Raw genomic sequence first — 23569 nt, 5'->3', positions numbered from 1 at the left:
AACATGTCCGCAAACCAGGACCTTCCGCTGACCGGCGCCTCCACGGCCGCCGTCGGCCTGGTCGGCAGCATCCTGCTGGGGCTCGGCGCCCTGCTGGTGACCGTCGCCAACCTGGGCGCCAAGGCCCGCCGCAAGATCAGCTGATCGCGCGAGCGCCAGCTCGAAAGAGCAACAACCACACGCGGTACGGCCGTCGGGGCAACCCGGCGGCCGTACGCGTTTCCCAGGCCCGGACCACGCCCAGCAGGTACGGCGATGGTGCGGTATCGACCGGTCCCGCACCCAGCAACTTCGGCGTTGTTGCAGAACCGCCTGCCCTCCCTCGTCGGAGGGTGGAAACGGCGCGTGGCCCGGGTCCCCCGACGGATGGGAGGGACACGGGCCACGCGGCCAGCGGTACGGAGGTCAGTCGCCGACGGTGACGGTCACCTCGGTGACGCCCCGACCGGCGGTGACGGCGATGTCGCCGTTGCCGTGGCGGGACAGTGCCCGCAGAGTCCAGTTGCCCGGAGCGGCGAAGAAGCGGAACTGACCGGCCGGCGAGGTCACCACCTCGGCGGTGAACTCACCGGTGGAGTCGAGCAACCGGACGTACGCACCCGGCACCGCCTCGCCCTGCGCGGAGTGGACGACACCGGTGATGACGGTTTCCTTCTCCAGGTCGATGCTGGCGGGCAGCGGCGCGGCCTGGTCGGGTGCGGCGCAACCAGCGGCGGTGGGTGCGGTCATCTCAGGCCTCCCCGGGCTCATCGCCGAGCGCGATCGGCACGCCGATCAGCGAGCCGTACTCGGTCCACGAGCCGTCGTAGTTCTTCACGTTGGGGTGGCCGAGCAGCTCCTGGAGGACGAACCAGCTGTGCGAGGAGCGCTCGCCGATCCGGCAGTACGCGATGGTCTCCTTGCCGTCGTCCAGCCCCGCCTCGCCGTAGAGCTTGCGCAGCTCGTCGTCGGACTTGAAGGTGCCGTCCTCGTTTGCCGCCTTGGACCACGGCACGCTGATCGCGGTCGGGATGTGGCCACCGCGCTGCGCCTGCTCCTGCGGCAGGTGGGCGGGGGCGAGCAGGCGGCCGGCGTACTCGTCGGGGCTGCGCACGTCGACCAGGTTCTTGGTGCCGATCGCGGCCACGACCTCGTCGCGGAAGGCCCGGATGCTGTTGTCCGGCTCGCTGGCGACGTACTGGGTGGCCGGGCGGGTCACGGTGTCCTTGACCAGCGGCCGGGCGTCCAGCTCCCACTTCTTGCGACCGCCGTCGAGCAGCTTGACGTCGCCGTGGCCGTAGAGCTTGAAGTACCAGTACGCGTACGCGGCGAACCAGTTGTTGTTGCCGCCGTAGAGGATGACGGTGTCGTCGTTGCTGATCCCCTTCTCGGAGAGCAGCGCCTCGAACTGGGCCTTGTTGACGAAGTCCCGCCGGATCGGGTCCTGAAGGTCGGTCTTCCAGTCGAGCTTGATGGCGCCGGCCAGGTGGCCGGTGTCGTAGGCCGAGGTGTCCTCGTCGACCTCGACGAAGACGACGCCCGGGGCGTCGAGGTTCTTCTCGGCCCAGTCGGCCGAGACGAGTGCGGTGTCGCGACTCATCGAATCACTCCCTGGTGAGGATGGATGGTGAGCCAGCGCGCGGAGGTCGTGGGATGTTGAATGTCGCACCACGCGCGGGACCCATAGCTAGGAACGGATCACGGGTTTGTGCGACGGCGCCGCTGCCGGGCGTCCGGTGGGTGCACCGGGATGGAGTACGCAAACCCCGAGTGCCGATGGCCGCTATGCGGCCGGAAGCAGCCCCGCCGTCAGATGACGGGGCGACACAGGCAGGTGGCCACGCGGCACAGGTCGACCGCGCGCCGTTTGGTGAGGAGCGTCCCCATGACCAGGGAGCCTACCAGTGATCCCAATTTTCTCCAGGGGCCCGACCAGCATCCGGGACGCTGAGCCCGAGGTCAGCCAACCGAGTTGATCGGTACGTCCCGCGCATCGGCGGTCACCGTCAGGCCCTGGGGCTGCGGGAGCACCTCCCGGACGGTGAGCTGGAACGGCAACTCCGGCAGCGGCACGTCGACCGAGATGCTGCGGGCGAAGTTGTTCAGCAACGTACGGGCCAGCGGGGCGCTTGGCAGCCCTTCGGCGTCGAGGTCGGCGAACCGCAGGGCGATCTGCCCCTCGTCGCTGACCACGATGTCGGCGACGCCGGTGACGGTGAGCCGCTGACCGAGGACCTCCAGGGGGGCGGTGACGGCGAGTTGCCCGTTGCGCTCACCGAGGGTCAGCCCCTCCCGGTCGAGCAGGGCCGCCAGGCTCTGATAGCTGATGGTGGCGGTGCCGTTGACCGTCTCGGCCACCACGTCGCCCTGACCGGTACGCAGGGTGTCCAGCGAGGCCCGCACGTTGCGGGCGTCCACGTCGAGGCTGGGCAGCGAGATCGCGTCGCCCTGCACCGCGCCCTGCACGTCACGCATCCGGATGGTGATGCGCTCGTACCGCCCGTCGACGACCTGGGTGAGGAACGGGAACCCACCCACCTCGACCTCCGGCGGCGAGGACTGCGCCTGCTGGCGAGCCACCTGTTGGCGAACCTCGTCGGCGATTCTGCGCTCGGCCACGCTTGCCGCCACCCGGTCGGCGATGACGACCAGCCCGACGAGGACCAGCAGCAGGACGACGAACCCGATCAGTAGCTTGCGGCCCCGTCGCCGCGGTCGCCGGTCGTACGTCTGCTCGTGGTCCACGCCGCCTCCTGTCTTCACGTACGCCGGCCTGCCTGCGTACGCCGACTGTCCTTGACGTACGCCGATCCCGGCGCACGAGTGTTACCCGGAGCCCGAATTACTCAATCACCGCCGGTGCCGCAGCGGTCGGTCACAGCAGGAGCCGACACATCAGGTACGCGGCCGGCGCCACCATCGCCAGCGCGCCCAGCGGCCCCTGCACGTGCCGGGCCGCCCACACGGTGGGCTGTTCGCCCGCCATCAGCCGACCGGCCTCGGCGTAGCTGACCGCGAGGTCGGCCAGCACGGCGACCACCGCGGCGACCAGACCGAGGATCGCGGCCCTGGTCGGAGTGAACGGGGTGACCAGGTAACTGCCGAGGACCGCGCCGACCAACGTACCGACCATCGCCCCGCCGACCACGCCCGCTGCGCCCCGGGGCACCTGGGGTGCGAGGCGGGGCCAGGCGGCGAAGGCGTCGGTCGCGCGGGCGACCGCCACCGTGACCGCGCCTGCGGTCAGGCAGACGACGATGGCCTGGGTGCCGGCAGGGATCCGACTCAGCACGATCAGCGTGGCGAAGGCGACCGTGCCGAACATGATGGTGGCGGTGGTCCGCAGCGAGTCGGTGACCCGGACCCGGTCCACCCGGCGCACCAGTTGACCGAGCACCGTGGCGAGCACCGCGCCGATCGCGATGTAGAGCAGCGGCCCGAGTCGCGCCTCGGAGCTGCGTACGGCCACCGCGTCGGCCGCCAACGCGGACAGTGCGCCGACGCCGAGCACCACCGGCAGGGCGGGTGGTCGGGTGACCATCGTCCAGCCCAGCAGGAACAGCATCTGCACGGTGAGCACCACGATCGTGAAGGGCAGCCGATGGTCGGGCCCCGACGTGTGTGCACCGAGAACCAGGCCGAGGCCGAGGAGCGCGGCGAACCCGGCGACGGCGAGCGAGAGTTGCCGGCTGACCTCGACCGGCGGCTCCGTCTCCTCCTCGTCGTCACCGTCGAGCGCCTCGTCGGAGCGGCGTGACGAGCCGCCACGGCGCAGGCGTCGCGGGCCGCCGGAGCGACGCGCCTCGTCGTTCTCCATGGTCGGGCCGGTCGACGGTGCCGCACCACCGGCCGGGGGCGGGTCGTCCGCCCACGGCTCGCGGCCGGTCTCAGGTGAGCTGGAGGGAAACACCCAACCGATGGTGCCAGACCGACCGCAAATCGCGGGTGCCAGCGTTTCCGCCAGGTTAAAACCTGAGGCGCGATCGAGGGCAGATGGGGCAAACGGGAAATCACGCCCGGGCTCGGCGCAGTCGATCGGTTACGCTCATGCCGAAACCCGCCCGTCAGCGACGCCGGGACCCACGGATGTTCCCAGCGCCATATCCGCCAAGGAGTGCCGCTGGTCGCGCGCGGCCGCACGGGGCCGCCGGGACGGAGGTGATCGTGGAGATCCTGCTGCTGGTGACCGCACGAGCCGGCGAACCATCTGCAGTGCTGCCGGCACTGGACCTGCTACCGCACTCGGTACGCACCGCACCTCGCGACGTTCGCACCCTGGTCGCCGGGCCCAGCCCGGACGCCGTCCTGGTCGACGCCCGCTCCGAGTTGAGCGAGGCGCGGGCCACCTGCCGGATGCTGCACGCCACGGGGCTCGGCGTACCGCTTGTCGCGGTGGTGACCGAGGCCGGTCTGATCGCCCTGAACGCCGACTGGGGAGTCGACGACGTCATCCTCGCCTCCGCCGGCCCGGCCGAGGTCGAGGCCCGGCTGCGGCTCGCGGTCGGTCGACTCAGCAACGCGACGGCCGGGGTCGGTGGTTCCATCCGGGCCGGCGAGCTGATGATCGACCCGGACACCTATGCCGCGAAGCTCAAGGGTCGCCCGCTCGACCTGACCTACAAGGAGTTCGAGCTGCTCAAGTTCCTCGCCCAGCACCCGGGCCGGGTCTTCACCCGCGACCAGCTGCTGCGCGAGGTCTGGGGGTACGACTACTTCGGTGGCACCCGGACCGTCGACGTGCACGTTCGGCGCCTGCGCGCCAAGCTCGGCTCGGAGTACGAGTCGATGATCGGCACGGTGCGGCAGGTCGGCTACAAGTTCGTCGTGCCGTCCTCGCGCAACTCGCTCTCCGAGGCCGTCGAGTCGGCGTCCCTCGCCGCACGCCCCCTCACTGTCGAGGGCTAAATCTCGCATATGCCCCTTTTGGGCGGCTTGGCAGTTTTATGGTGACTGCCGAGTTGGCCAGCGGGAGGGGCAGCGGTGCGCGGTTACCACGGGGGCACGGGCCGAGTGCTCGGGATCATCACGCTCGTCGTGACGGCGGTGCTCGGATCGGCGTACGTGCTCGGCCGGAGCCTGGTCCCCGATCCACCGCGCCACGACTCGGCGGTCACCGCCACCGGCGCTGACCACCCCGAGTACGCCGACCAGTCCGCCGAGGCCGACCCCAGCCCCGATCACCCGTCCGGCAGCCCGTCGAACCCGGCGAGCCGGCCGGACGGGACGGACCCGAACTTCGGCCCGATGGGCACCCGGCTGAGCACCGGCACCAACGAGGTGGCGCTCACCTTCGACGACGGCCCGAACCCGGACTACACGCCGCAGGTCCTCGCCATCCTGCGGGAGTACCACGTCACGGCGACCTTCTGCGTGGTCGGGCAGAACGCCCAGGCCTACCCGTGGCTCGTCCAGCAGATCGTCGACGAAGGCCACACCCTCTGCAACCACAGCTGGAGCCATGACGTGAGCCTGGGCGGGCGGTCGCCGGATCGGATCCGCGACGACCTGCTGCGTACCAACGCCGCGATCCACGCCGCCGCGCCGGACGCGCCCGTCACCTGGTACCGGCAGCCCGGCGGCGCCTGGACCTACCCGGTCATCTCCGTCTCCCGCGACCTGGGCATGACGCCTCTGCACTGGACACTCGACCCGTCGGACTGGCGGGCCCCCGGCGCTGCCCGGATCGCCTCCGTGGTGCTGTCCGAGGCCCGAGCCGGATCGATCGTCCTGCTGCACGACGCGGGCGGTGACCGGCAGGGCACCGTCGACGCGCTCTACCGCATCCTGCCCGACCTGACCGCCCGCTTCGACCTCCACGCGCTGCCGAAGCACGGTACGTGAGGGACCCTGCCGGGTGCGGATACCGTTTCGGGGATGAGCGAGCGAACGCAGAGCGCGGGTTTGACAGGTACGCAGGTGAGCCGGCTGGACCGGCTCGATCCCGCACAGATCGCCGAGGTCGTCGACCTCGCCCGGGCAGCCGGCGACACCGACGGCGCGGACCCGCTGGACGAGCAGGTCCTGCTTCGACTCCGCGACGAGCGGGCCCCGGCGATCCACCTGGTCGCCCGTGGCGCCGACGACGAGACGCTGACCGGGTACGCGCACCTCGACACCACCGACCCGGGCACGGGTGTCGGGGTAGGACTCGTGGTGCATCCGGCGCACCGGCGGCGGGGCATTGGGCGGGCGCTGGCGCAGCAGGTGCTGGCGAATGCCACCGGGCCACTGCGGGCGTGGGCCCACGGCGACCACCCCTCCGCCGCGGCACTCGCCGTCGACCTCGACTTCCGTCGCGCCCGCGTGCTCTGGCAACTGCGTCGGCCGCTCTCCTCCCCGCAGCCCGAACCCCGCCTGCCCGACGGGGTGACCCTGCGCGCGTTCCGTCCCGGTGCCGACGACGAGGCATGGCTGGCCCTCAACGCCCGGGCCTTCGCCGATCACCCCGAGCAGGGCCGGTGGAGCGCCGACGATCTGCGGGTACGCCTCGCCGAGCCGTGGTTCGACCCGGCCGGCTTCCTGCTCGCGGTCGAGTCGGCGACCGACCGGCTGCTCGGCTTCCACTGGACGAAGGTGCACGAGCGTCCCGGCTCGGCCCGCATCGGTGAGGTGTACGTGCTGGGCGTGGATCCGTCCGCGCACGGCGGCGGGCTCGGCCGGGCCCTGACCACGGCCGGGCTGACGTACCTGCAGGAGCAGCGCGGCCTGGACCGGGTGATGCTCTACGTCGACGAGTCGAACACCGCGGCGGTGGCGCTCTACGAGCGGATCGGCTTCGCCCGCTGGTCCGCCCACGTCAACTACCAACTCGGCTGAGGGCGCACCGGCTCAGGTCAGGTGGAACCGGGGGTCGTCCGGGTCGGACAGGTCCAGCCGGGGAGTGATCGGCGTGGCCGCGTCCCGGGCCGAGGCGGCGCGCGCCACCGCGTCGAGGTCCGGGCAGGCGGCCACCTCGCCGAGCGTGACAAGGGTGGGCGGGAGCATGTTCAGCTCACCGGCCCCGGCCCGCGCGCAGGCGTCGGCGGGTCGGATCCAGAGCGTGTGGTCGGCCTCCCCGGAGACGTCCCGGGTCCGCTGCCCATCGGGCAGCAGCGCCACGAAGAAGTACGTGTCGAACCGACGCGGCTCGAACTCCGGCGTCACCCACCGGCTCCACGGCAACAGCAGGTCGGACCGGAGGGTGAGGCCGCGCCGGGCGAGCAGCTCGGCGAAGCCGGTACGGCGTTGCTCCAGGTCGGCGCGGGCGCGTTCCCAACTGTCGTCGCTGACGTCACCGACGACCCGGCTCGCATCCGGCCCGGCGAGCAGCACCCCGGCCTCCTCGAAGACCTCGCGGGCCGCCGCGCAGACGACCGCCTGTGCGGCGGCCGGGGCCAGGGCGAGGGTCTCCCCCCAGCTCGCCGGCTGCGGGCCCGCCCAGTCGACTCCGGTAGTGGAGTCCGAGGCGTCGACCCCGCCGCCGGGGAAGGCGTACATGCCGCCGAAGGCCATCGCGGCGACCCGGCGGATCAGGTACGCCTCGAAGCCCTCCCGGGCCGGACGCAGCAGCAGTACGGTGGCCGCCACCCGGGGTACCGGCGGCTGGTCGCCACTGGTCCAGAACCGGCGGGCGTGCTCCACCAGCGCAGGTGGGGCGGGATATCCACGGTCGGTCGTCATCGCCCAGCAGCCTAGCCGGGCGCTCGTCGCGGTCTCGACGGGTGGATCGGCCGTACGAGGCAGTGGTGATCTTCGGTAGCGTCACGCCATGACTCGTTGGGGCATCCTGGCCACCGGCCACATCGCCGCCCGCTTCGCCGAGGACCTCCGGCTGGTGCCGGGGGCCGAACTGGTCGCGGTCGGCTCACGAACCGCCGAGAGCGCGCAGCGCTTCGCCGACCGGCACGGCGCTGCCCGGGCGTACGCCTCCTGGGCGGAACTGGCCGCCGACACCGACCTGGACGTCGTCTACGTGGCCACCCCGCACGTCGCGCACCACGAGGCGGCCCGCACCTGCCTGGCCGCCGGCCGGGCGGTGCTGCTGGAGAAGCCGTTCACCCTCGACCTGCCCACCAGCACCGAACTGGTCGACACCGCCCGCGCGGCCGGGGTCTTCCTGATGGAAGCGATGTGGATGCGCTGCAACCCGCTCATCCTGCGGGTCTGCGAGCTGATCGCGGACGGCGCGATCGGCACGGTGACAAGCGTCCGGGCCGACTTCGGCCTGGCCGGTCCGTTCCCGCCGGAGCATCGGCTGCGGGCCCGGGCGCTGGGCGGCGGCGCCCTGCTGGATCTCGGCATCTATCCGGTGAGCCTGGCCCACCTGCTGTTGGGCGTGCCGCAGCACGTGCGGTCGTGGGCGAAGCTGGGTCCGGAAGGCACCGACGAGAACACCGGCCTGGTCCTCGGGTACGACTCGGGCGCGATCGCCACGCTGAGCTGCGGCCTGGTGGGGGCCACCGGCGTCACCGCGTCGATCACCGGCACCGCCGGGCGGATCGACCTGCCCGAGCCGTTCTTCCGGCCGGAGGCCTTCCACCTGCACCGCGATAGCGCCGAGACGGAAACGTTCACCGCCGAACTGGTCGGCTCGGGTTACCAGTACGAGGCCATCGAGGTGCAACGTTGCCTGGCCGAGGGGCTGACCGAGAGTCCGCTGGTGCCGCACTCCGCCACGCTGGAGATCATGGGCCTGCTCGACGAGGTACGCGCGCAGATCGGTGTCTCGTACCTCTGAGGTGCTGCGTGTTAAAAGGGGCCCCCTGTACTACGCGAGGCGTTAACAGGGGGCCCTTCCTTACCGCTCAGCTGAACAGGGGGCGGACCAGGAAGTACATCAGGGCGCCGATCGAGCCGGCGGCCGGGAAGGTCAGGATCCAGGCACCGACGATGTTGCCGGCCACGCCCCACCGGACGGCGGAGAGCCGCTTGGTGGCACCCACACCCATGATCGCCGAGGTGATCGTGTGGGTGGTGGAGATGGGGGCGCCGAGGACCAGGGCGTTGAAGTAGAGCACACCGCTGGCCACCGTCTCGGCGGCGAAGCCCTCCGGCGGACGCAGGTCGATGATCTTGCGACCGAGGGTGCGGATGATCCGCCAACCACCGGCGTACGTGCCGGCGGCGAGTACGGCGGCCGAGGTCCAGAACGCCCACTCCGGGATGTGGGTCGGGTCGCTCTGGTAGCCGCCGACGAAGAGGGCGAGCACCACGATGCCGATGGTCTTGGCGGCGTCCTGCATGCCGTGACCGACCGACATGGCCGCCGCGGAGGCGGTCTGGGCCCACCGGAAGCCCCGGTTCAGCTTGCCCGGGTGCCCGTTACGGAAGGCCCACTGCACACCGATCATCACGATGTAGCCGAGGACGAAGCCGACCATCGGCGACAGGATCATCGGGATGATCACGCTCTCGCCGATGCCCTTCCAGAGCACCGTGCCACTGGCCGCGACGGTCGAGCCGACCAGACCACCGATCAGGGCGTGCGAGGACGACGAGGGCAGCCCGAAGTACCAGGTGATGAGATTCCAGACGATCGCGCCGATCACGCCGGCGAAGACGATGCCGAGGCTGGACACGCCGGTCGGCAGCTCGACCAGGCCGCTGCCGACGGTCTTGGCCACCTCGGCGCCGAAGTGCGCGCCGATGAAGTTGCCGACCGCCGCCATGCCCAGGGCGACCCGGGGGGTGAGCGCCCGGGTGGAGATGCTTGTCGCGATCGCGTTGGCAGCGTCGTGGAAGCCGTTGGTGTAGTCGAACACCAAGGCCACCCCGATCACCGCCAACACCGCGATGAGCTCGGGACTCACAGGCTCAGGACTCCTTGACCGCGATGGTCTCGACGGTGTTGGCCACGTGCTCGAAGGAGTCGCAGGCGGCCTCCAACTCGTCGGCGACCTCCTTCATCTTCAGCACGGTCAACGCGTCGTACTCGCCGGAGAAGAGACGCACCAGCAGCATCCGGTACGCCTGGTCGCCGTCGTTCTCCAGCCGGTTGATCTCGATCCAGTAGTCCTCGAGATCCTTCATCGACTTGAGTCGGGGCATCGCCTCGGCGGTCAGCTTCGCCTGCTGGTCCAGCACGTGCACCAACTCGTGCATCTCCCGCGGCAGCGACGGCAGCTTGGTCAGCCCGTAGAGGTAGAGCAGGTTGCCCACCGCCTCCAGGTGGTCCATCACGTCGTCGAGCAGCGAGCCGAGTCGGTATATGTCCTCCCGGTCGAACGGGGTGACGAAGGTCGAGTTGATCTTCTTGTACAGCTCGTGTGTGATCTTGTCGCTGTCGTGCTCGACCTCGGTGAGCCGTTCGCTGACCGACTGCACCTCGACATCGGGCAGGGCAAGTTCGTTGAGCAGCTCGGTACCCCGGACCAGGTTCTGCGCGGCCCTGGTGAAGAGCTCGTAGAAGGCGCCCTCGTTGGGGCGGAAGGAAAACTTCACAGCACGGACCTCGTCGTGTCGGCGGAAGGGGTGTCAGCGCGCTGTCCGGCGCTCTGCTGAGGGAATGCTAGGGAACGGTTCGACCGGCGATTCGGCGGCCCACCCCTGGCCAGGTGCCATTCACCGGTCGTTCAACTTCCGTTCACCTTCACCGCTTCCACCGCACCCGACAGCGCGCCTTCGCACGCCCACGTGACGTCGAAGCCGGGCGGTGGATACCCCCCCGAGAGCAGGGTGTCGAACGTCTCACGCCGTCGTGCTCCATCGCTGCATCATCACCCGTCGCCGACGCGTTCGCTCGGCGTCCGGGCAGATGTGCGCCGGGTCGACCCCGGCCTGACCAGGACCTTCGCCAGGTCAGACCACCAGGGCGAGCCACTTACGGTACGAGGTGGCGAACGGCTCCGTGCCATCGCCCAGCGCGGTGAGCAGCCAGCGGGACGCCGCCTCGGCCTCGACCACCAGATCGTCCGGGTAGCCGAACCGGGCCCGGTGCTCGGCGAACTCGTCCTCGTCGCGCAACTCGACCAGGCCGGTTTCCCGGCGGCGGACCACGTCCAGGTCCAGGTCGACCAGGTGTACGGTCTCCTCGCCCTCCCAGCGTGCCGGGGTGGCGATGTCGCAGTAGACCTCGCTGGTCCGCGGCGGCGGGTTGAACATGCCCGTCCACCAGGCCTGATGCGGCACCAGCAGGACGAAGGGGATCTGCTCCACCGAGGGGCGACCGTGATAGACCGAGCTGGTGCCGGCCGGTACACCGAGCCAGATGCCGAGGTCGTCCTCTGCCAACCGGCGAGCCGGATAGTCCCGGTGGGCGCTGCCGTCGTACTTGCGGTAGATCACTCGGACCACGTCGCTCGGCATGAGTCGCACCCTAACCGATTACGCCCACGCCGCGCCGTCGGGAAGTTACCGGACGCAAGGGCGGTATCCGCTGCGTGAACCGCAACACGGTCCGATCGGTACCGCCCGCGTCGGTCCCGGCGGGTACCGTGCCACGGTGACCCCGCCCCGCACCGCCACCGGCTCCGCCTCGACCCGCAGCAGGGCCCGTCGGTCCGGTGATCGCCCGGGTGGGGCCGAGTTGCTGGCCGCCGCGGTCGGTGCGGTGCCCGGTGGCACCGCTCGTCCGGGTCAGCAGCAGATGGCCACGGCGATCGAGGAGTGCGTGGCCTCCGGTGAGCACCTGCTGGTGCAGGCCGGCACCGGCACCGGCAAGTCGCTTGCCTATCTCGCTCCCGCGCTCACCGTCGACGGCCCGGTGGTGATCTCCACCGCCACCCTGGCGTTGCAGTCCCAGCTGGTCGAGCACGATCTGCCCCGGCTCGCCGACGCGGTCGAGCCGCTGCTGGGACGACGCCCTACGTACGCCGTACTCAAGGGCCGGCACCACTACCTCTGCCTGGCCCGGCTGGACAACTCGACCGAGGACGAGCCGGCGGACACCCTCTTCGACGCTCCGGCCGAGCGGCCCGGTGGCGGCGCCCGCTGGCTCGGTGAGGCGGGCCGCCTCGGCAAGCAGATCCAACGCCTGCGGGACTGGGCGTTGGAGACCGACACCGGCGACCGGGACGAACTCGACCCGGGCGTCGACGACCAGGCCTGGCGGCTGGCCTCGATGCCGGCCCGTGAGTGCGTCGGCGCGGCCCGCTGCCCGTACGGTGCGGAGTGCTTCGCGGAGGCTTCCCGCGCCCGGGCTCGGGAAGCCGACATCGTGGTGACCAACCACAGCCTGCTCGCGGTCGACATGCTCGCCGGACGACACATCGTCCCGCCGCACCGGCTGCTTGTCGTCGACGAGGCGCACGAGCTGGCCGATCGGGTCTCCTCGGCGGCGCAGGCGGAACTGACCCCGGATCTCATCGACCGGTCCGCCCGGCGGGCCCGCCCGTTGCTGCGTCCGGAGACGGCCGAGTTGCTGACCGAGGCCGGTGACGCTCTCGCGATCGGGCTGGCCGAGGCCCCGGCCGGACGGATCACCAGCGGCCTGCCCGGTCCGTTGCGGGAGGCGTGCACGTTGCTGGACGCGGCGACCCGGGCCGCCCTGGACGCCATCGGCGACATCAAGGCCGACGACCCGGACCCGGTCCGCAAACAGCAGGCCAAGGCCGTCCTCGACGAGATGTCCACCACCGCCCAGCGGCTGCTGGAGGAGGCGGAGCACGACGTCGCCTGGGTGGAACGCAACGACAACACCGGCCGGCGGGCGCTGGTGGTGGCGCCGCTGTCGGTCGCCGGTACGCTCGCCACCCACCTGTACGACGAGCGGACGGTGGTGGCCACCTCGGCGACACTCGCACTGGGCGGGCGCTTCGACACGGTGGCCCGGGCGCTGGGCCTCGAAGCGCCACCGCCCGGCCCGCCGTCGCCGGCCGCCGAGGCGCTCGCCGCCTCGACCGTACGACCGGGCGGCACCGCACCGACCGCCGGCGGCAGCGCCAAGGACTCCCCCAGCCAGTACGCCGACTCGGGGCCGGGCTGGCGTTCGCTGGACGTCGGCTCCCCGTTCGACTACCCCCGCCAGGGGATCCTCTACGTGGCCGCGCACCTGCCCCGCCCCAGCGTCTCCGGGCTGCCCGACGCCGCCGGGGAGGAGTTGATCGAGCTGGTCACCGCGCTCGGTGGTCGTACGCTCGGGTTGTTCTCCTCCCGGCGGGCCGCCACCCAGGCCGCGGAGCTGCTGCGGGCCCGCACCGACCTGCCCGTGCTGTTGCAGGGTGAGGAAGCCCTGCCGCTGCTGGTCCGCCGGTTCCGGGAGGAACGGTCGAGCTGCCTGTTCGGGGTGATGTCCCTGTGGCAGGGCGTGGACGTGCCAGGTGACTCGTGCCAGCTCGTCGTGATCGACCGGCTGCCGTTTCCGCGGCCCGACGAGCCACTGGCCGCCGCCCGGGCGGCGGCGGTGGACGCGCAGGGTGGGTCCGGCTTCGCCGCGGTCAGCGTGCCCATCGCCGCGGTCCGGCTGGCGCAGGGCGTCGGGCGGCTGATCCGCGCCTCCGGCGACCGTGGCGTGGTGGCCGTGCTCGACTCGCGGCTGGAGACCGCCCGGGGCTACGGCCCGTTCCTGCGCCGGTCGCTGCCGCCGTTCTGGTACACCACCCGCCGGGAAGTGGTCCGGGGTGCGCTGACCCGGCTGGCCGACAGCTGACCGACCAGCGCGGTCAGGGTGCGCGGGAGGCGACGACGACCGCGTCGGGCGGGGTGTCGGGAACGGTACGGGCGGCGAGCCGACGTACCGCGGTGTTGAGTACCGCGATCAACGGGACCGCGACCAGCGCTCCGGTGATCCCGGCGAGGACCACACCGGCGGCCAGCCCGATGATCACCGCGAGCGGGTGGATGGCCACCGCCCGGCCCATGATCAACGGCTGGAGGATGTGCCCCTCGACCTGCTGCACCCCGATCACCACACCGAGGATGATCAGCGCGGTGACCGGCCCGCTGTCGACGAGGGCGACGAGCACCGCCACGCCGCCGGAGAGCGTCGCGCCGATGATCGGGATGAACGCACCGAGGAACACCAGGGCGGCCAGCGGGAAGGCGAACGGGATGTCGAAGATGACCAGGAAGATGCCGATGCCCACGGCGTCGATGAAGGCGACCAGCACCGTCGCCCGGACGTAGGCGACCAGGGTGGCCCAGGAGGCGCGCCCCGCGTCGTCGACCTTCCAACGGGCGGCGACCGGCAGCAGCCGGACCACGAAGCGCCAGATCATGTTGCCGTCACGCAGGAAGAAGAACGCCGCGAACAGCACCAGGATCGTGCCGGTCAGCACCTCTGCCAGCGTCGTCGCAGTGGAGAGCGCGCCGCTGGTGAACTGCTCGGTGTTGTTGTTGACCCACTGTTGGGCCTCTTCGAGATAGCGGTCGAGGTCGTTGTCCGACAGGTGCAGCGGCCCGGTCTTGAGCCAGTCCTGGATCTGTTGCAGGCCCTGGCTCGACTTCGCGGCCAGCTCCGGCACACCCTTGATGAACTCGTTGACCACCAGGGTCAGCGTGCCGACCACCGCGGCGAGCCCGGCGACCAGCACCACCGCGGTCGCCAGCGACTTCGGCAGCCGGGCCCGCAGCAGCCAACCCACCGCCGGTGCCAGCAACGCCGAGAGCAGCATCGCCACCGCGAGCGGAATGATCACGATGCTGATGGTGCTGACCAGCTTCACCAGCGCCCAGAACACCACGCCGACGACGATCAGCCGCCACGACCAGGCGGCGGCGATGCGCAGCGCGTGCGGCACGTCCGCGTCGTCGCGGCTGGAGGTGGAGTGGTGCAGGGCCGGGGACGGTGGCTCCGCGCCGACCACGGTGGCGGCCGGCGGTGCCACCGGCCCCGGTTCCGACGGCGAGGCCGCCCGGGCGGGCGTGGGCACATCGGGCGGCGTGCTGCGGGCGGCGCGGACCGTGTCCCGGCCCGACTCGTACGCGCGGCGCAACCGTCCACGTAACCGCTCGAATCGGCTCAAGCGCACCTCCCGGCAGGATTCGGCCCGTGCACGGCGCCAGGGCGGACAGGATACGCCCGGCGACTCGACAGTAGGTCAGGTTTGCACCACACATTGCCCCGCCGACGGTCCGGTGAATCGCAGACCACCGGCGGCTTGCCGGAAACGACACGGTAGCGTCTGCGACGTGACAGCCGACCACGACCTCGACTCCGGCCTCCCCATCCGGCTGCTGCACGACCGGGTCCTGGTGCGCATGGAGGGCAGCGAGGGGGAGCGCCGCTCCACCGCCGGCATCGTGATCCCGGCCACCGCAGCCGTGGGCAAGCGCCTGGCCTGGGCCACCGCCGTGGGCGTGGGGCCCAACGTCCGCTCCATCGTCTCCGGCGACCGGGTGCTCTTCGACCCCGACGACCGTTCCGAGGTCGAGTTGCACGGGCGCGGCTACGTGTTGTTGCGCGAGCGCGACGTGCACGCGGTGGCCGCCGAACGAGTCGAGGAAGACGCCACCGGGCTCTACCTCTGAGCCTTCCCGGCACCGCACCGACACGGTCCGCGTCGTTTGCCACGCTCCCCGGCGGGAAGCCAGCCGCACCACCGGCCCTGGGGAGGGACGATGCCGGTATTCGTGAAGAAGGTGTTGGCCTGGGGAAGCCTCGCGTTCCTGATCTACTTCATGGCGTTCCGCCCGGAGGGCGCGGCGCAGATGTTCAAGGCGATCGGCGGCGCCCTGGTGATGATGGCCCAGGGGTTCGGGGACTTCCTCACCAGCCTGATGACCTGACCACGCCCGAGTTCGACCGGCAGCCTCGACGGACCGGTCAGCGGTGCGGTGGCCAGGGTGTCACCGGGCGCGGTCCGTACCAGCCCGGCGGAGGGTGGTGACCCGGGTACGGCGCAGGCGGCGGGGGCGCGGCGAGCACCACCGGGATCGGGACCACCGGGTCCTCCGGCGCGTCCACCGCACGCTGCGATCCGTCCGGAAAGCGCAGATGGTAGCGGTGACCGTCCCAGACGCCGACAGGTGTCTGCGGGTCCCGCCCCACGAAGAACGACCGGTAGACGCTTATCGAGTCCAGCAGCTCCCGTTCCTCCCGCGCCGTCCGCTCCCGGTCGACGGGCCGACGGTCCAGTCCGCGCAGGGAGCCGTCGCGCAGCAGCGCCAACCGGGTCGCCGCGAACTGGTAGCCGCGCATGGCGCGCAGACCGGCGTCGCCGGCCACCCGTCGGGCCCAGGCCCGGGCCGCGTGCCTGCGGCCGAGACTGCTCAGCGCCGCCACCTCCGGTGGCGTGAGCCAACCGGCGCGCACGTAGTCCGGCAGGATCCGCTCGGTGAGGCGACCTTCCCAGGCCCGTAGCCAGACCGCCAGGCCGACCATGCCGAAGAAGATCGGCACCATCACGCCGACGAAGCCGAAGAGCGAGATCAGCACCTGGCCGGTGGCCTGGGTGAGCGTCGGGATCAGGTTCCACGCCCCGTGCAGCATCATCGCCAGCAGCAGACCGGCGATCGGTGCGAACACCCGGACCCGACGGTCCGCCGTCCGCGCGGCGATGCCGAGCCCGATACCGGTCATCGCGGTGAACAGGGGATGGGCGAACCCGAACAGCAGGATCCGGACGATGAAGATGGCGATCACCTGCTGCGCCCCGGTGGCCGGGCCGTACTGCTCCGCGCCCGAGGCGTACCCGTGCCCACCGAGGTAGAGGATGTTCTCCACCATCGCGAAGCCGATCGCGGACAACCCGCAGTAGACCAGGCCGTCGGTGATGCCGGACCACTCCCGACGCCGGAACACCAGCAGCAGGATCGGGGCGATCGCCTTGGTCAGCTCCTCGATGAAGGGGGCGACCAGCACGGCAGTGAGCGCGACGGGCAGGCCCTGATCCTCGAACCACCCGGCGGCGGTCTCGTTGACCAGCAGGGATGCCGCGGTGGAGACGAAGGCACCCCAGCCGAAGCAGAAGATCAGGTATTTGAGCGGCTCCGGTTCGTACCGGTCCAGCCAGAGGAAGCAGGCCACCAGCACCGGAACCGGCAGGATCGCGGCGGCGGCACCGATCAGCAGCGCCTCCGTACCGAGGTTGGTGCCGAGCGTGAAGAGCATGAAGATCGCACAGGCCGCGATCAGCAGGATCGCCCCGCTCAGCACCAGGGCGCGGCGCCAACCCAGCCGACGACGGGGCACTCCAGGTGCCCCGTTCCCACCGGGCGGCGCGGCGGGCACGGGCGGCGACGGCGGCAGGGGACCGCCGGACGGGGTGTCGGCCATGCGGTCAGCGTAGTCATGTCCGGCTCGCCGGGCCGCAGACATCGGCGGCAACGCCGGCCACCTGCGTGCTCCGGGCTCGGGCGGGCGCGCTTCACACCGGGCGGGGGTGCTCCAGAGCCGGGCGGACGTGCTCAGCCGACCGGCGGCGCGGTGGGCTGCTTCACTTCCGGTTCCGGGCCGGCCGGGGAACCGGGCCTGTCGGTCTCGCCGAAGGACTGCCGGACCATCCGGTTCGCCTCCTCCTGGCTGATCCCCGAGGCCACAATCAGGTCGCTGGCGGTGGTACGCACCTGGGCCACCACCACACTGCCGGAGAAGCCGACCCCCTCGGCGTACGCCCGGCCGGCATCGCTGACCGCGCGCAGCGAGCGCTCCCGGGCCCGCTCGGGCTCCTCACCCTGGGCGAACTCGCGCTTGAGCAGGCGGACCGCCTCGGCGAGATGGGCGACCGCGTCCGGCATCGGCTCCGGCACCGGTTCGGCGTCCTCGATCAGGGTGACCGCACGCCGGATCAGGGTGCCGCTGTTACGCATCGTCCGATCGATCGGGTCGGCCGCCTCGGCATAGTGGGTGAGTTCGCTGCGCCGGTGCCAGCGCGCCGGGGAGAGCAGGGCGGTCTCCTTGGCGCCCTCGATCGCCTCGGTGAGGGTGGCCAGTTCCGCCTTGTTGTCGCGCAGCCGGTCCAGCGCCGTCTGGACCTTGTCCCGGTCCCGGGCGCGCAGCCCGTCGGCGGCGGCGTCGAGCTGGTCGGCGAGCAGGTCCAGGGCGGGCCGGGCGGCCCGGTTGAGCACCCGCAACGGGTTGAGCGGCAGCAGGATCGCGGTGACCAGCAGCGCGATGCCACCGCCGACGAACGCGTCGACGAACCGGGGGATCTCCAGGGCTTCGACCGTCGGGCTGAGGGTCACGATCAGCACCGCCGTGGCCGCGGCCTGGATGACGATGGCGACGCTTCCTCCGGCGAAGATGGTCAGCAGGATGGCGACGGTGACGACCAGCGCGAGCTGCCACGGACCGGTGCCGAGAAAGTGGACGAGGATGTCGCCGACCGCCACCCCGACCGCCACTCCGATGATCAGCTCCACGGTCCGCCGGAATCGCTGCCCCACCGAGACGGCGAGGGTGCCCACGGCGGAGATCGGGGCGAAGACCGGCTGCGGGTTGCCCAGCAGTTCGTGCGCGGCCACCCAGCTCAGTCCGGCCGCAAGACCCGCCTGTACGGCCAGGGCGAGCGACATCCGGACCCGGTGCAGGCGGTCGTGCAGGGTCGCTTTGCCCCGTTGGCGCACCTGCGCTGCGGTTTCGGTGATCCGTGCCGTGCCCATGTCGGACAGGCTCTGGCGTATCCGGTCACGGCGCAGCACTCGAAAACGTCGCTTCCGGGCCTCCGCCATGGCCGCTACTACCCGCCGCGCGCCGGGACAATCCTCGCGCAGCGGTACCGATCGCACCGTCGGGCCGACGATGTCCCCCGATACGGCAGACTGGCCGGATGGCGGGACTGATCGAGCGGTGGCGTACTACGGTCCGGGCCGCCGGGGCGAGTGACCCTGCGGCGATCGAGGCGACCGGGAGCGAACTGCTCGAACGGTGGCGGGAGCCGCACCGGCACTACCACACGGTCGACCACCTGACCGCCGTGCTCGACGTCGTCGACGGGTACGCCTCGGCGGGGCGACGCCCGGACCTGGTCCGGCTCGCCGCCTGGTGCCATGACGCGGTGTACGACCCACGGGCGGCGGGCGACCGCAACGAACGCGACAGCGCCGCGCTCGCCGACACCCTGCTCACCGGCGCCGGGCTGCCCGGTCCCGAGGTCGCCGAGGTGCGCCGGCTGGTCCTGCTCACCGCCGGGCACCAGGTGGATCCGGCGGACGCCGACGGGGTGCTGCTCTGCGACGCCGACCTGGCCGTGCTGGCCGCAGCCGAGCCGGAGTACGACAGGTACGCGAGCGCGATCCGCCGGGAGTACGCCCACGTGCCGCCGGCCGCCTACCGGATCGGCCGCGCCCAGGTCCTCACCCACCTGCTCGCCCTGCCCAGCATCTTCCGCCTGCCGAGGCCGGCCACCCACTGGGAGCCTCGGGCCCGGGCCAACCTCGCCCGCGAACTGGGCACCCTGCAGGCGGCGGATCAGGACGTCACGGTCGACTGACCGGCTGGCTCGGCACCCGGTGCAGGTGTTTGGGGCGGCGGAGGTTCGCCGCGTACAGCAGGCGGACCAGGTCGCGGCTGGGCCGTACCTCGGCACCGAGCCAGACCGCCATGTCGAACCGGTCGGCGGGGATGTCGTAGTGGTCGCGGTCGAAGCCGCGCCGGGGTGCGCCCAACGCCTCGGCGAAGACGTGCAGTTCGGCGAGGGAGACGTCGCTGATCAGGTGTGACCAGAGACGACCACGCGCCGGCCAGGCCGGCCGGTCCAGGTAGATCACGGCAGCCACGGTACCCGGGACCGGGCATCCGTTTGATGATCACCGGCGGCCGGCCGTAGCCTCGGCGACATGGCCGCCTCCCTCCTCCTCGACGACCTGCGCGCCGCCCTCGGGCCGGACGCGGTGCTCACCGATCCGGACCTGCTGCGCGGGTACGAGCGCGACGAGGCCGACCTGTGCGCTTCCGGCACGCCAGTGGTGGTAACCCGGCCGCGCAGCACCGAGGAGGTGGCCGCCGTGGTCCGCGCGGCCGGGCGTTACGGCGTACCCGTGGTGCCGCAGGGGGCGCGGACCGGGCTGGCTGGGGCGGCGAACGCGGTCGACGGCGCGGTGGTGCTCAGCACCACGGCGATGGACGCCATCCTGGAGATCGACCCGGTGAGCCGGATCGCCGTGGTGCAGCCCGGCGTGGTCAACGCGGCGCTCACCGCCGCGGTGGCCGAGCACGGGCTCTGGTATCCGCCGGATCCGGGCTCGTGGGAGTCGTCCACCATCGGCGGCAACGTCGCCACCAACGCGGGCGGGATGTGCTGCGTCAAGTACGGCGTGACCACCGAGTACGTGCTCGGGCTGGAGGTGGTGCTCGCCTCCGGCGAGGTGCTGCGCACCGGACGACGTACCGCCAAGGGGGTCGCCGGATACGACCTGACCCGGCTCTTCGTGGGCTCGGAGGGCACCCTCGGGGTGATCACCGAGGTGACGGTGGCGCTGCGACCCGCCCCGGCGGCATCGCTGACCCTGGTCGCCGTCTTCGGCTCGACCGGCGCGGCCGGCGAGGCGGTGGCCCGGATCGCCGCCCAGGGCCTCTCCCCCAGCCTGCTCGAACTGCTCGACCGCACCCATCTGGTGGCGATCGAGGCGTACCGGCCGATGGGGTTGCGGACCGACGCCGAGGCGCTGCTGCTGGCCGCCGCCGACACCGGCCCACGGGCCGCCGAGGACCTGGCCGAACTGGCCGCGGTCTGCACGGCGGCCGGCGCCGAGGAGGTGTACGCGGCCACCGACGCGGCGGAGGCCGCCGCCCTGTTGCAGGCCCGCCGGCTGGCCCATCCGGCGATGGAGAAGTACGCCGCCGACACGTACCCGGGCGGCAACGGCGGCTTGATCATCGACGACCTGGCCGTGCCCCGGGGCGCGTTGGCCGCCCTCCTCGACGGGGTGGCCCGGATCGCTGCGGAGTGTGCGGTGCCGATCGGTGTCGTCGGTCATGCCGGCGACGGCAACATGCACCCCAACATCGTGGTGGACCGCAACGACCCGGCCAGCCTGGAACGCGGCCGGCGGGCCTTCGACGAGATCATGCGCCTCGGTCTGGAACTCGGCGGCACCTGCACCGGGGAGCACGGCGTCGGCCTGCTCAAACGGGAGTGGCTGGCCCGGGAGATCGGGCCGGTCGGCGTACGGGTGCACCAGGCGATCAAGTCCGCCCTGGATCCGGCCGGGCTGCTCAACCCCGGCAAGGTGCTCTGAAACGGTCGGCCGCCCCGTCGGCCCGCCCTGTCGGCCCGCCCCGCCTAGGACGAGGTGAGCTGCGCGGGGGTGTTCTGGGTGAGCAGCAGCAGGATCTCCTCCGCCACCGGCGGGCGCTCCTCACCCGGGCAGTCCTGCGAGGTGATCAGCCCGGCGGTGGTCAGCAGGCTGGAGGTCAGCGCGCCGACGCAGGTGACCTTGTAGCCGCGCGCCTCGTCGGTCTCCATCACCAACGTTGGGTCGGCCAGCAGGAGCTGCAACCGCTCCGAGTGCTCCTGGCCCAACGCGCCCGTGGAGGTCACCCCGTCGCCCGCGCAGTCGACGCACTCCCAGCGCCCGTCCGGCTCCACGTTCAGGGTGCGCAGCGGGCCGTCCGTACCCTCGTTCTGCAGCAGGCTGACCCGGTACTTGCCGCTGGTGCCGGCGGCGTTGCCGGCCGCCGCCGGTTGGGTCGACGGGTCGCGCTGGTCGCCGAACGGGGCGCACCCTGTGACAGCAACCGCCAGTAGGGCGGATGCGCAAAGGTGAGCCAGCCGCGACCAGGAAAGCGCCATCACGCGCGGAACTTACCTCACCGTAGGTAGCGAGCGGAACCCGTCATGCGGACATCTGCCGCAGACAATGCCCGAAGTGGACTGCTCAGCGTGGAAGCCCGGCATCGTCGGCGCCCCGGTCGGCGGCGTAGCCGCGCACGTCCGGCGCACCGAGCCGGGCCGCGTCGGCCGTCGCATCGTCCGGCATCAACTGCGACTGCCGTTCGGCCATCACCCGGGCCCGGTAGTGCGCCACCTCCCGGGCCCGCCGGTCGGCGTCCCACCCGAGCACCGCGCCCATCAACTCGGCCGTGTGTTCGGCCGACTCCAGGCCCCGGTGGGTGGTCTCGAACGAGATCCGGGTACGCCGAGTCAGCACGTCCTCCAGGTGCAACGCTCCCTCGGCCCGAGCCGCGTAGGTCACCTCGGCCGCGAGGTACTCCGGTGCCCCCGCCAGCGGAGAGGCCAGCAGCGGATCGGCGTCGATCAGGGCGAGCAGATCCAGGGTCAGGCTGCCGTAGCGTTCGAGCAGGTGCTCCACCACGCCGACCGGCAACCCGTGCCGGCGGGCCAGGACGGCCCGGTCCCGCCACATGGCCGCGTACCCGTCGGCGCCGAGCAACGGCAGGTCGGCGGTACGCGACGGCCGTGGCCAGCCGAGCCGACGCGCGGCCCGGTCGACCACGTCGGCGGCCATCACCCGGTACGTCGTGTACTTGCCCCCGGCGACAAGCAGCAGGCCGAGCATCGGCTCGATGACCGCGTGTTCCCGGGACAGCTTGGAGGTGGAGTCCGCCTCGCCGGCCAGCAGCGGGCGCAGCCCGGCGTAGACACCTTCGATGTCGGCGGTGGTCAGCGGCCGGTCGAGCACGGTGTTGACCTGCCGCAGCAGGTAGTCGATGTCGCTGGCGGAGGCCGCCGGGTGGGAACGGTCCAACCGCCAGTCGGTGTCCGTGGTACCGATGATCCAGTGCCCGCCCCACGGGATGACGAACAGCACGCTCGTCGCCGTCCGCAGGATCAGCCCGGTGTCCCCGGTGATCGCCGAGCGGGGCACCACCAGGTGCACGCCCTTGGAGGCCCGTACCCGGATGCCGGGGCGCAGCCCGACGTCGTTGAGCATGCGGGACATGTCGTCGGTCCACACCCCGGTTGCCGCGATCACCGATCGCGCCTGCACCTCGAACTCGGCGTCCGGGGAGCCGGCCGGTGCCTCCAGGTCACGTATCCGCACCCCGGTGACCTCCCGGGCCTGCCGGATCAGGCCGACCGCCTGGGCGCTGCTGACCACTGTCGCCCCCAGGCTCGCGGCGGTGCGGGCCAGGGTGACGACCAGCCGGGCATCGTCCACCTGCCCGTCGTAGTAGCGGATCGCTCCGGCCAGCCCGTCGGTGCGCAGGCTCGGAAAGATCCGGCGGGCGCCCTCCCGGCTCAGGTGCCGGTGCAGCGGCATGCCCCGGCCTCCGCCGAACAGACCCGCGAAGGCGTCGTACGCGGCCACCCCGGCGCCGTAGTAGGCCCGCCGGACGATCCGGGCGGGCAGGCCCCGTACGCCGTCACCGGCGGGCAGCGGCACCAGGAACGGCACCGGGCGTACCAGGTGCGGTGCCAACCGGGTGGCCAGCAGCCCCCGCTCGGTCAGCGCCTCGTGCACCAGGTTGAACTCCAACTGTTCCAGGTAGCGCAGGCCGCCGTGGATCAGCTTGCTGGATCGGCTGGAGGTGCCGGCCGCGAAGTCCCGCGCCTCCACCAGGGCCACCTTCAGCCCCCGCGACGCGGCATCGACGGCCGCGCCCGCACCGGTCACGCCTCCACCGATGATCAGCACGTCGAAGCGCTCGGCCCGCAGCCGACGCAGGTCGCTGGCCCGGCGGGAGGACGAGAGTTGCCCGGCGACGGATCGCAGTACGTGTGGATCGCGCATCGCTCCACCGTAACCGTCCCGCCGTACCCGCGACCTTCGCCGCCAGGGCCGGCCCGCTCCCTCCTCGTCCACCCTTCGTGCCGAGCCCACCGGCCGGGTG

25 protein-coding genes are annotated in these 23569 nt (G+C 71.9%); 10 read left to right on the top strand and 15 right to left on the bottom strand.

Going from position 1 to position 23569, the window contains the following annotated elements; all coding sequences use genetic code 11:
• Positions 1–3 precede the first annotated feature (3 nt).
• Positions 4–144 (top strand): hypothetical protein, encoded by a 141-nt coding sequence (locus Vgi01_RS05640; RefSeq protein ID WP_013736143.1) that lies wholly within the window; start codon positions 4–6, stop codon positions 142–144.
• A 261-nt stretch (positions 145–405) separates the two neighbouring features.
• Here Vgi01_RS05640 and Vgi01_RS05635 read toward each other — a convergent pair whose 3' ends face one another.
• The 5 genes from Vgi01_RS05635 to Vgi01_RS05620 all read right to left on the bottom strand — a co-directional run bounded on the left by Vgi01_RS05635 (position 406) and on the right by Vgi01_RS05620 (position 3889).
• On the bottom strand, positions 406–729 hold the full coding sequence (locus Vgi01_RS05635) for a DUF1416 domain-containing protein (RefSeq protein ID WP_204290345.1): 324 nt from the start codon (positions 727–729) through the stop codon (positions 406–408).
• A 1-nt stretch (position 730) separates the two neighbouring features.
• A complete protein-coding gene (locus Vgi01_RS05630) occupies positions 731–1579 on the bottom strand; it encodes a sulfurtransferase (RefSeq protein ID WP_102659451.1) in 849 nt (282 codons plus the stop codon).
• 209 nt (positions 1580–1788) lie between these two features.
• Entirely contained in the window at positions 1789–1866 is a 78-nt protein-coding gene (locus Vgi01_RS31370; RefSeq protein ID WP_311202345.1) for an Ms5788A family Cys-rich leader peptide, read from the bottom strand.
• 72 nt (positions 1867–1938) lie between these two features.
• A complete protein-coding gene (locus Vgi01_RS05625; RefSeq protein WP_102659452.1) occupies positions 1939–2724 on the bottom strand; it encodes an LmeA family phospholipid-binding protein in 786 nt (261 codons plus the stop codon).
• 130 nt (positions 2725–2854) lie between these two features.
• Positions 2855–3889: a hypothetical protein gene (locus Vgi01_RS05620; protein ID WP_102659453.1), complete on the bottom strand. Its 1035-nt coding sequence runs from the start codon at positions 3887–3889 to the stop codon at positions 2855–2857.
• Positions 3890–4143: 254 nt separating this feature from the next.
• On the opposite strand from Vgi01_RS05620, the gene Vgi01_RS05615 reads away from it, so the two are divergent.
• The 3 genes from Vgi01_RS05615 (at position 4144) to mshD (ending at position 6795) form a co-directional block, all read left to right on the top strand.
• Positions 4144–4884: a winged helix-turn-helix transcriptional regulator gene (locus Vgi01_RS05615; RefSeq protein ID WP_102659472.1), complete on the top strand. Its 741-nt coding sequence runs from the start codon at positions 4144–4146 to the stop codon at positions 4882–4884.
• Positions 4885–4959: 75 nt separating this feature from the next.
• Positions 4960–5820, top strand: a complete 861-nt coding sequence (locus Vgi01_RS05610; protein ID WP_239088809.1) for a polysaccharide deacetylase family protein — start codon at positions 4960–4962, stop codon at positions 5818–5820.
• Between the two features lie 33 nt (positions 5821–5853).
• Entirely contained in the window at positions 5854–6795 is a 942-nt protein-coding gene (gene mshD / locus Vgi01_RS05605; RefSeq protein ID WP_102659454.1) for a mycothiol synthase, read from the top strand.
• Between the two features lie 12 nt (positions 6796–6807).
• Here the strand turns inward: mshD and Vgi01_RS05600 are convergent, their stop codons facing one another.
• Positions 6808–7638 (bottom strand): NUDIX hydrolase, encoded by an 831-nt coding sequence (locus tag Vgi01_RS05600; protein ID WP_204290344.1) that lies wholly within the window; start codon positions 7636–7638, stop codon positions 6808–6810.
• Between the two features lie 88 nt (positions 7639–7726).
• On the opposite strand from Vgi01_RS05600, the gene Vgi01_RS05595 reads away from it, so the two are divergent.
• Positions 7727–8695 (top strand): Gfo/Idh/MocA family protein, encoded by a 969-nt coding sequence (locus Vgi01_RS05595; protein WP_204290343.1) that lies wholly within the window; start codon positions 7727–7729, stop codon positions 8693–8695.
• A 67-nt stretch (positions 8696–8762) separates the two neighbouring features.
• Here Vgi01_RS05595 and Vgi01_RS05590 read toward each other — a convergent pair whose 3' ends face one another.
• The 3 genes from Vgi01_RS05590 to Vgi01_RS05580 form a co-directional block, all read right to left on the bottom strand.
• On the bottom strand, positions 8763–9767 hold the full coding sequence (locus Vgi01_RS05590) for an inorganic phosphate transporter (protein ID WP_204290342.1): 1005 nt from the start codon (positions 9765–9767) through the stop codon (positions 8763–8765).
• A 4-nt stretch (positions 9768–9771) separates the two neighbouring features.
• Positions 9772–10398 (bottom strand): DUF47 domain-containing protein, encoded by a 627-nt coding sequence (locus Vgi01_RS05585; protein ID WP_013736154.1) that lies wholly within the window; start codon positions 10396–10398, stop codon positions 9772–9774.
• A gap of 357 nt (positions 10399–10755) precedes the next feature.
• On the bottom strand, positions 10756–11262 hold the full coding sequence (locus Vgi01_RS05580; protein ID WP_013736155.1) for a DUF402 domain-containing protein: 507 nt from the start codon (positions 11260–11262) through the stop codon (positions 10756–10758).
• A gap of 136 nt (positions 11263–11398) precedes the next feature.
• Between Vgi01_RS05580 and Vgi01_RS05575 the strand changes: the two genes are divergently transcribed.
• Positions 11399–13543 (top strand): ATP-dependent DNA helicase, encoded by a 2145-nt coding sequence (locus Vgi01_RS05575; protein WP_239088808.1) that lies wholly within the window; start codon positions 11399–11401, stop codon positions 13541–13543.
• A gap of 13 nt (positions 13544–13556) precedes the next feature.
• On the opposite strand, the gene Vgi01_RS05570 is transcribed toward Vgi01_RS05575, so the two are convergent.
• Positions 13557–14864 carry an AI-2E family transporter gene (locus Vgi01_RS05570; protein ID WP_148272344.1) on the bottom strand — a complete coding sequence of 436 codons (1308 nt, stop codon included), beginning with the start codon at positions 14862–14864 and terminating at the stop codon, positions 13557–13559.
• 160 nt (positions 14865–15024) lie between these two features.
• Between Vgi01_RS05570 and Vgi01_RS05565 the strand changes: the two genes are divergently transcribed.
• Both Vgi01_RS05565 and Vgi01_RS05560 read left to right on the top strand, forming a co-directional pair.
• Entirely contained in the window at positions 15025–15363 is a 339-nt protein-coding gene (locus Vgi01_RS05565; RefSeq protein WP_203223022.1) for a GroES family chaperonin, read from the top strand.
• Positions 15364–15453: 90 nt separating this feature from the next.
• Entirely contained in the window at positions 15454–15621 is a 168-nt protein-coding gene (locus Vgi01_RS05560; RefSeq protein WP_013736159.1) for a hypothetical protein, read from the top strand.
• Positions 15622–15658: 37 nt separating this feature from the next.
• Here Vgi01_RS05560 and Vgi01_RS05555 read toward each other — a convergent pair whose 3' ends face one another.
• The gene (locus Vgi01_RS05555) at positions 15659–17152 is read right to left on the bottom strand and encodes a PrsW family intramembrane metalloprotease (protein ID WP_204290429.1); all 1494 of its coding nucleotides are present in this window, start codon (positions 17150–17152) and stop codon (positions 15659–15661) included.
• Positions 17153–17241: 89 nt separating this feature from the next.
• Positions 17242–18435 carry an FUSC family protein gene (locus Vgi01_RS05550; RefSeq protein ID WP_239088807.1) on the bottom strand — a complete coding sequence of 398 codons (1194 nt, stop codon included), beginning with the start codon at positions 18433–18435 and terminating at the stop codon, positions 17242–17244.
• A gap of 167 nt (positions 18436–18602) precedes the next feature.
• Here Vgi01_RS05550 and Vgi01_RS05545 point away from each other — a divergent pair, with 167 nt between their 5' ends.
• Positions 18603–19265 (top strand): HD domain-containing protein, encoded by a 663-nt coding sequence (locus Vgi01_RS05545; protein WP_204290340.1) that lies wholly within the window; start codon positions 18603–18605, stop codon positions 19263–19265.
• Here the strand turns inward: Vgi01_RS05545 and Vgi01_RS05540 are convergent.
• A complete protein-coding gene (locus tag Vgi01_RS05540) occupies positions 19252–19542 on the bottom strand; it encodes a DUF4031 domain-containing protein (RefSeq protein ID WP_126711328.1) in 291 nt (96 codons plus the stop codon). The genes Vgi01_RS05545 and Vgi01_RS05540 overlap by 14 nt on opposite strands.
• Before the next feature lie 69 nt (positions 19543–19611).
• On the opposite strand from Vgi01_RS05540, the gene Vgi01_RS05535 reads away from it, so the two are divergent.
• On the top strand, positions 19612–21012 hold the full coding sequence (locus tag Vgi01_RS05535; protein ID WP_204290339.1) for an FAD-binding oxidoreductase: 1401 nt from the start codon (positions 19612–19614) through the stop codon (positions 21010–21012).
• Between the two features lie 44 nt (positions 21013–21056).
• Here the strand turns inward: Vgi01_RS05535 and Vgi01_RS05530 are convergent, their stop codons facing one another.
• Together Vgi01_RS05530 and Vgi01_RS05525 are read right to left on the bottom strand one after the other, a co-directional pair.
• Positions 21057–21566: a hypothetical protein gene (locus Vgi01_RS05530; protein WP_204290428.1), complete on the bottom strand. Its 510-nt coding sequence runs from the start codon at positions 21564–21566 to the stop codon at positions 21057–21059.
• An 85-nt stretch (positions 21567–21651) separates the two neighbouring features.
• Entirely contained in the window at positions 21652–23469 is a 1818-nt protein-coding gene (locus Vgi01_RS05525) for a glycerol-3-phosphate dehydrogenase/oxidase (RefSeq protein ID WP_204290338.1), read from the bottom strand.
• Positions 23470–23569 lie beyond the last annotated feature (100 nt).

The sequence above is a fragment of the Micromonospora gifhornensis genome, assembly GCF_016863515.1.
Taxonomy (GTDB): domain Bacteria; phylum Actinomycetota; class Actinomycetes; order Mycobacteriales; family Micromonosporaceae; genus Micromonospora; species Micromonospora gifhornensis.
The sequence above is the reverse complement of the archived record's forward strand: the minus strand, read 5'-3'. Positions and strand labels throughout refer to the sequence as shown.

Coding starts and splice junctions, on each gene's coding strand:
- Vgi01_RS05595 (WP_204290343.1), top strand. CDS start 7,727: ATGACTCGTTGGGGCATCCTGGCCACCGGCCACATCGCCGCCCGCTTC.
- Vgi01_RS31370 (WP_311202345.1), bottom strand. CDS start 1,866: ATGGGGACGCTCCTCACCAAACGGCGCGCGGTCGACCTGTGCCGCGTG.
- Vgi01_RS05535 (WP_204290339.1), top strand. CDS start 19,612: ATGGCCGCCTCCCTCCTCCTCGACGACCTGCGCGCCGCCCTCGGGCCG.
- Vgi01_RS05600 (WP_204290344.1), bottom strand. CDS start 7,638: ATGACGACCGACCGTGGATATCCCGCCCCACCTGCGCTGGTGGAGCAC.
- Vgi01_RS05550 (WP_239088807.1), bottom strand. CDS start 18,435: ATGGGCACGGCACGGATCACCGAAACCGCAGCGCAGGTGCGCCAACGG.
- Vgi01_RS05580 (WP_013736155.1), bottom strand. CDS start 11,262: ATGCCGAGCGACGTGGTCCGAGTGATCTACCGCAAGTACGACGGCAGC.
- Vgi01_RS05525 (WP_204290338.1), bottom strand. CDS start 23,469: ATGCGCGATCCACACGTACTGCGATCCGTCGCCGGGCAACTCTCGTCC.
- Vgi01_RS05545 (WP_204290340.1), top strand. CDS start 18,603: ATGGCGGGACTGATCGAGCGGTGGCGTACTACGGTCCGGGCCGCCGGG.
- Vgi01_RS05560 (WP_013736159.1), top strand. CDS start 15,454: ATGCCGGTATTCGTGAAGAAGGTGTTGGCCTGGGGAAGCCTCGCGTTC.
- Vgi01_RS05555 (WP_204290429.1), bottom strand. CDS start 17,152: ATGTCTGCGGCCCGGCGAGCCGGACATGACTACGCTGACCGCATGGCC.
- Vgi01_RS05530 (WP_204290428.1), bottom strand. CDS start 21,566: ATGGCGCTTTCCTGGTCGCGGCTGGCTCACCTTTGCGCATCCGCCCTA.
- Vgi01_RS05630 (WP_102659451.1), bottom strand. CDS start 1,579: ATGAGTCGCGACACCGCACTCGTCTCGGCCGACTGGGCCGAGAAGAAC.
- mshD (WP_102659454.1), top strand. CDS start 5,854: ATGAGCGAGCGAACGCAGAGCGCGGGTTTGACAGGTACGCAGGTGAGC.
- Vgi01_RS05635 (WP_204290345.1), bottom strand. CDS start 729: ATGACCGCACCCACCGCCGCTGGTTGCGCCGCACCCGACCAGGCCGCG.
- Vgi01_RS05640 (WP_013736143.1), top strand. CDS start 4: ATGTCCGCAAACCAGGACCTTCCGCTGACCGGCGCCTCCACGGCCGCC.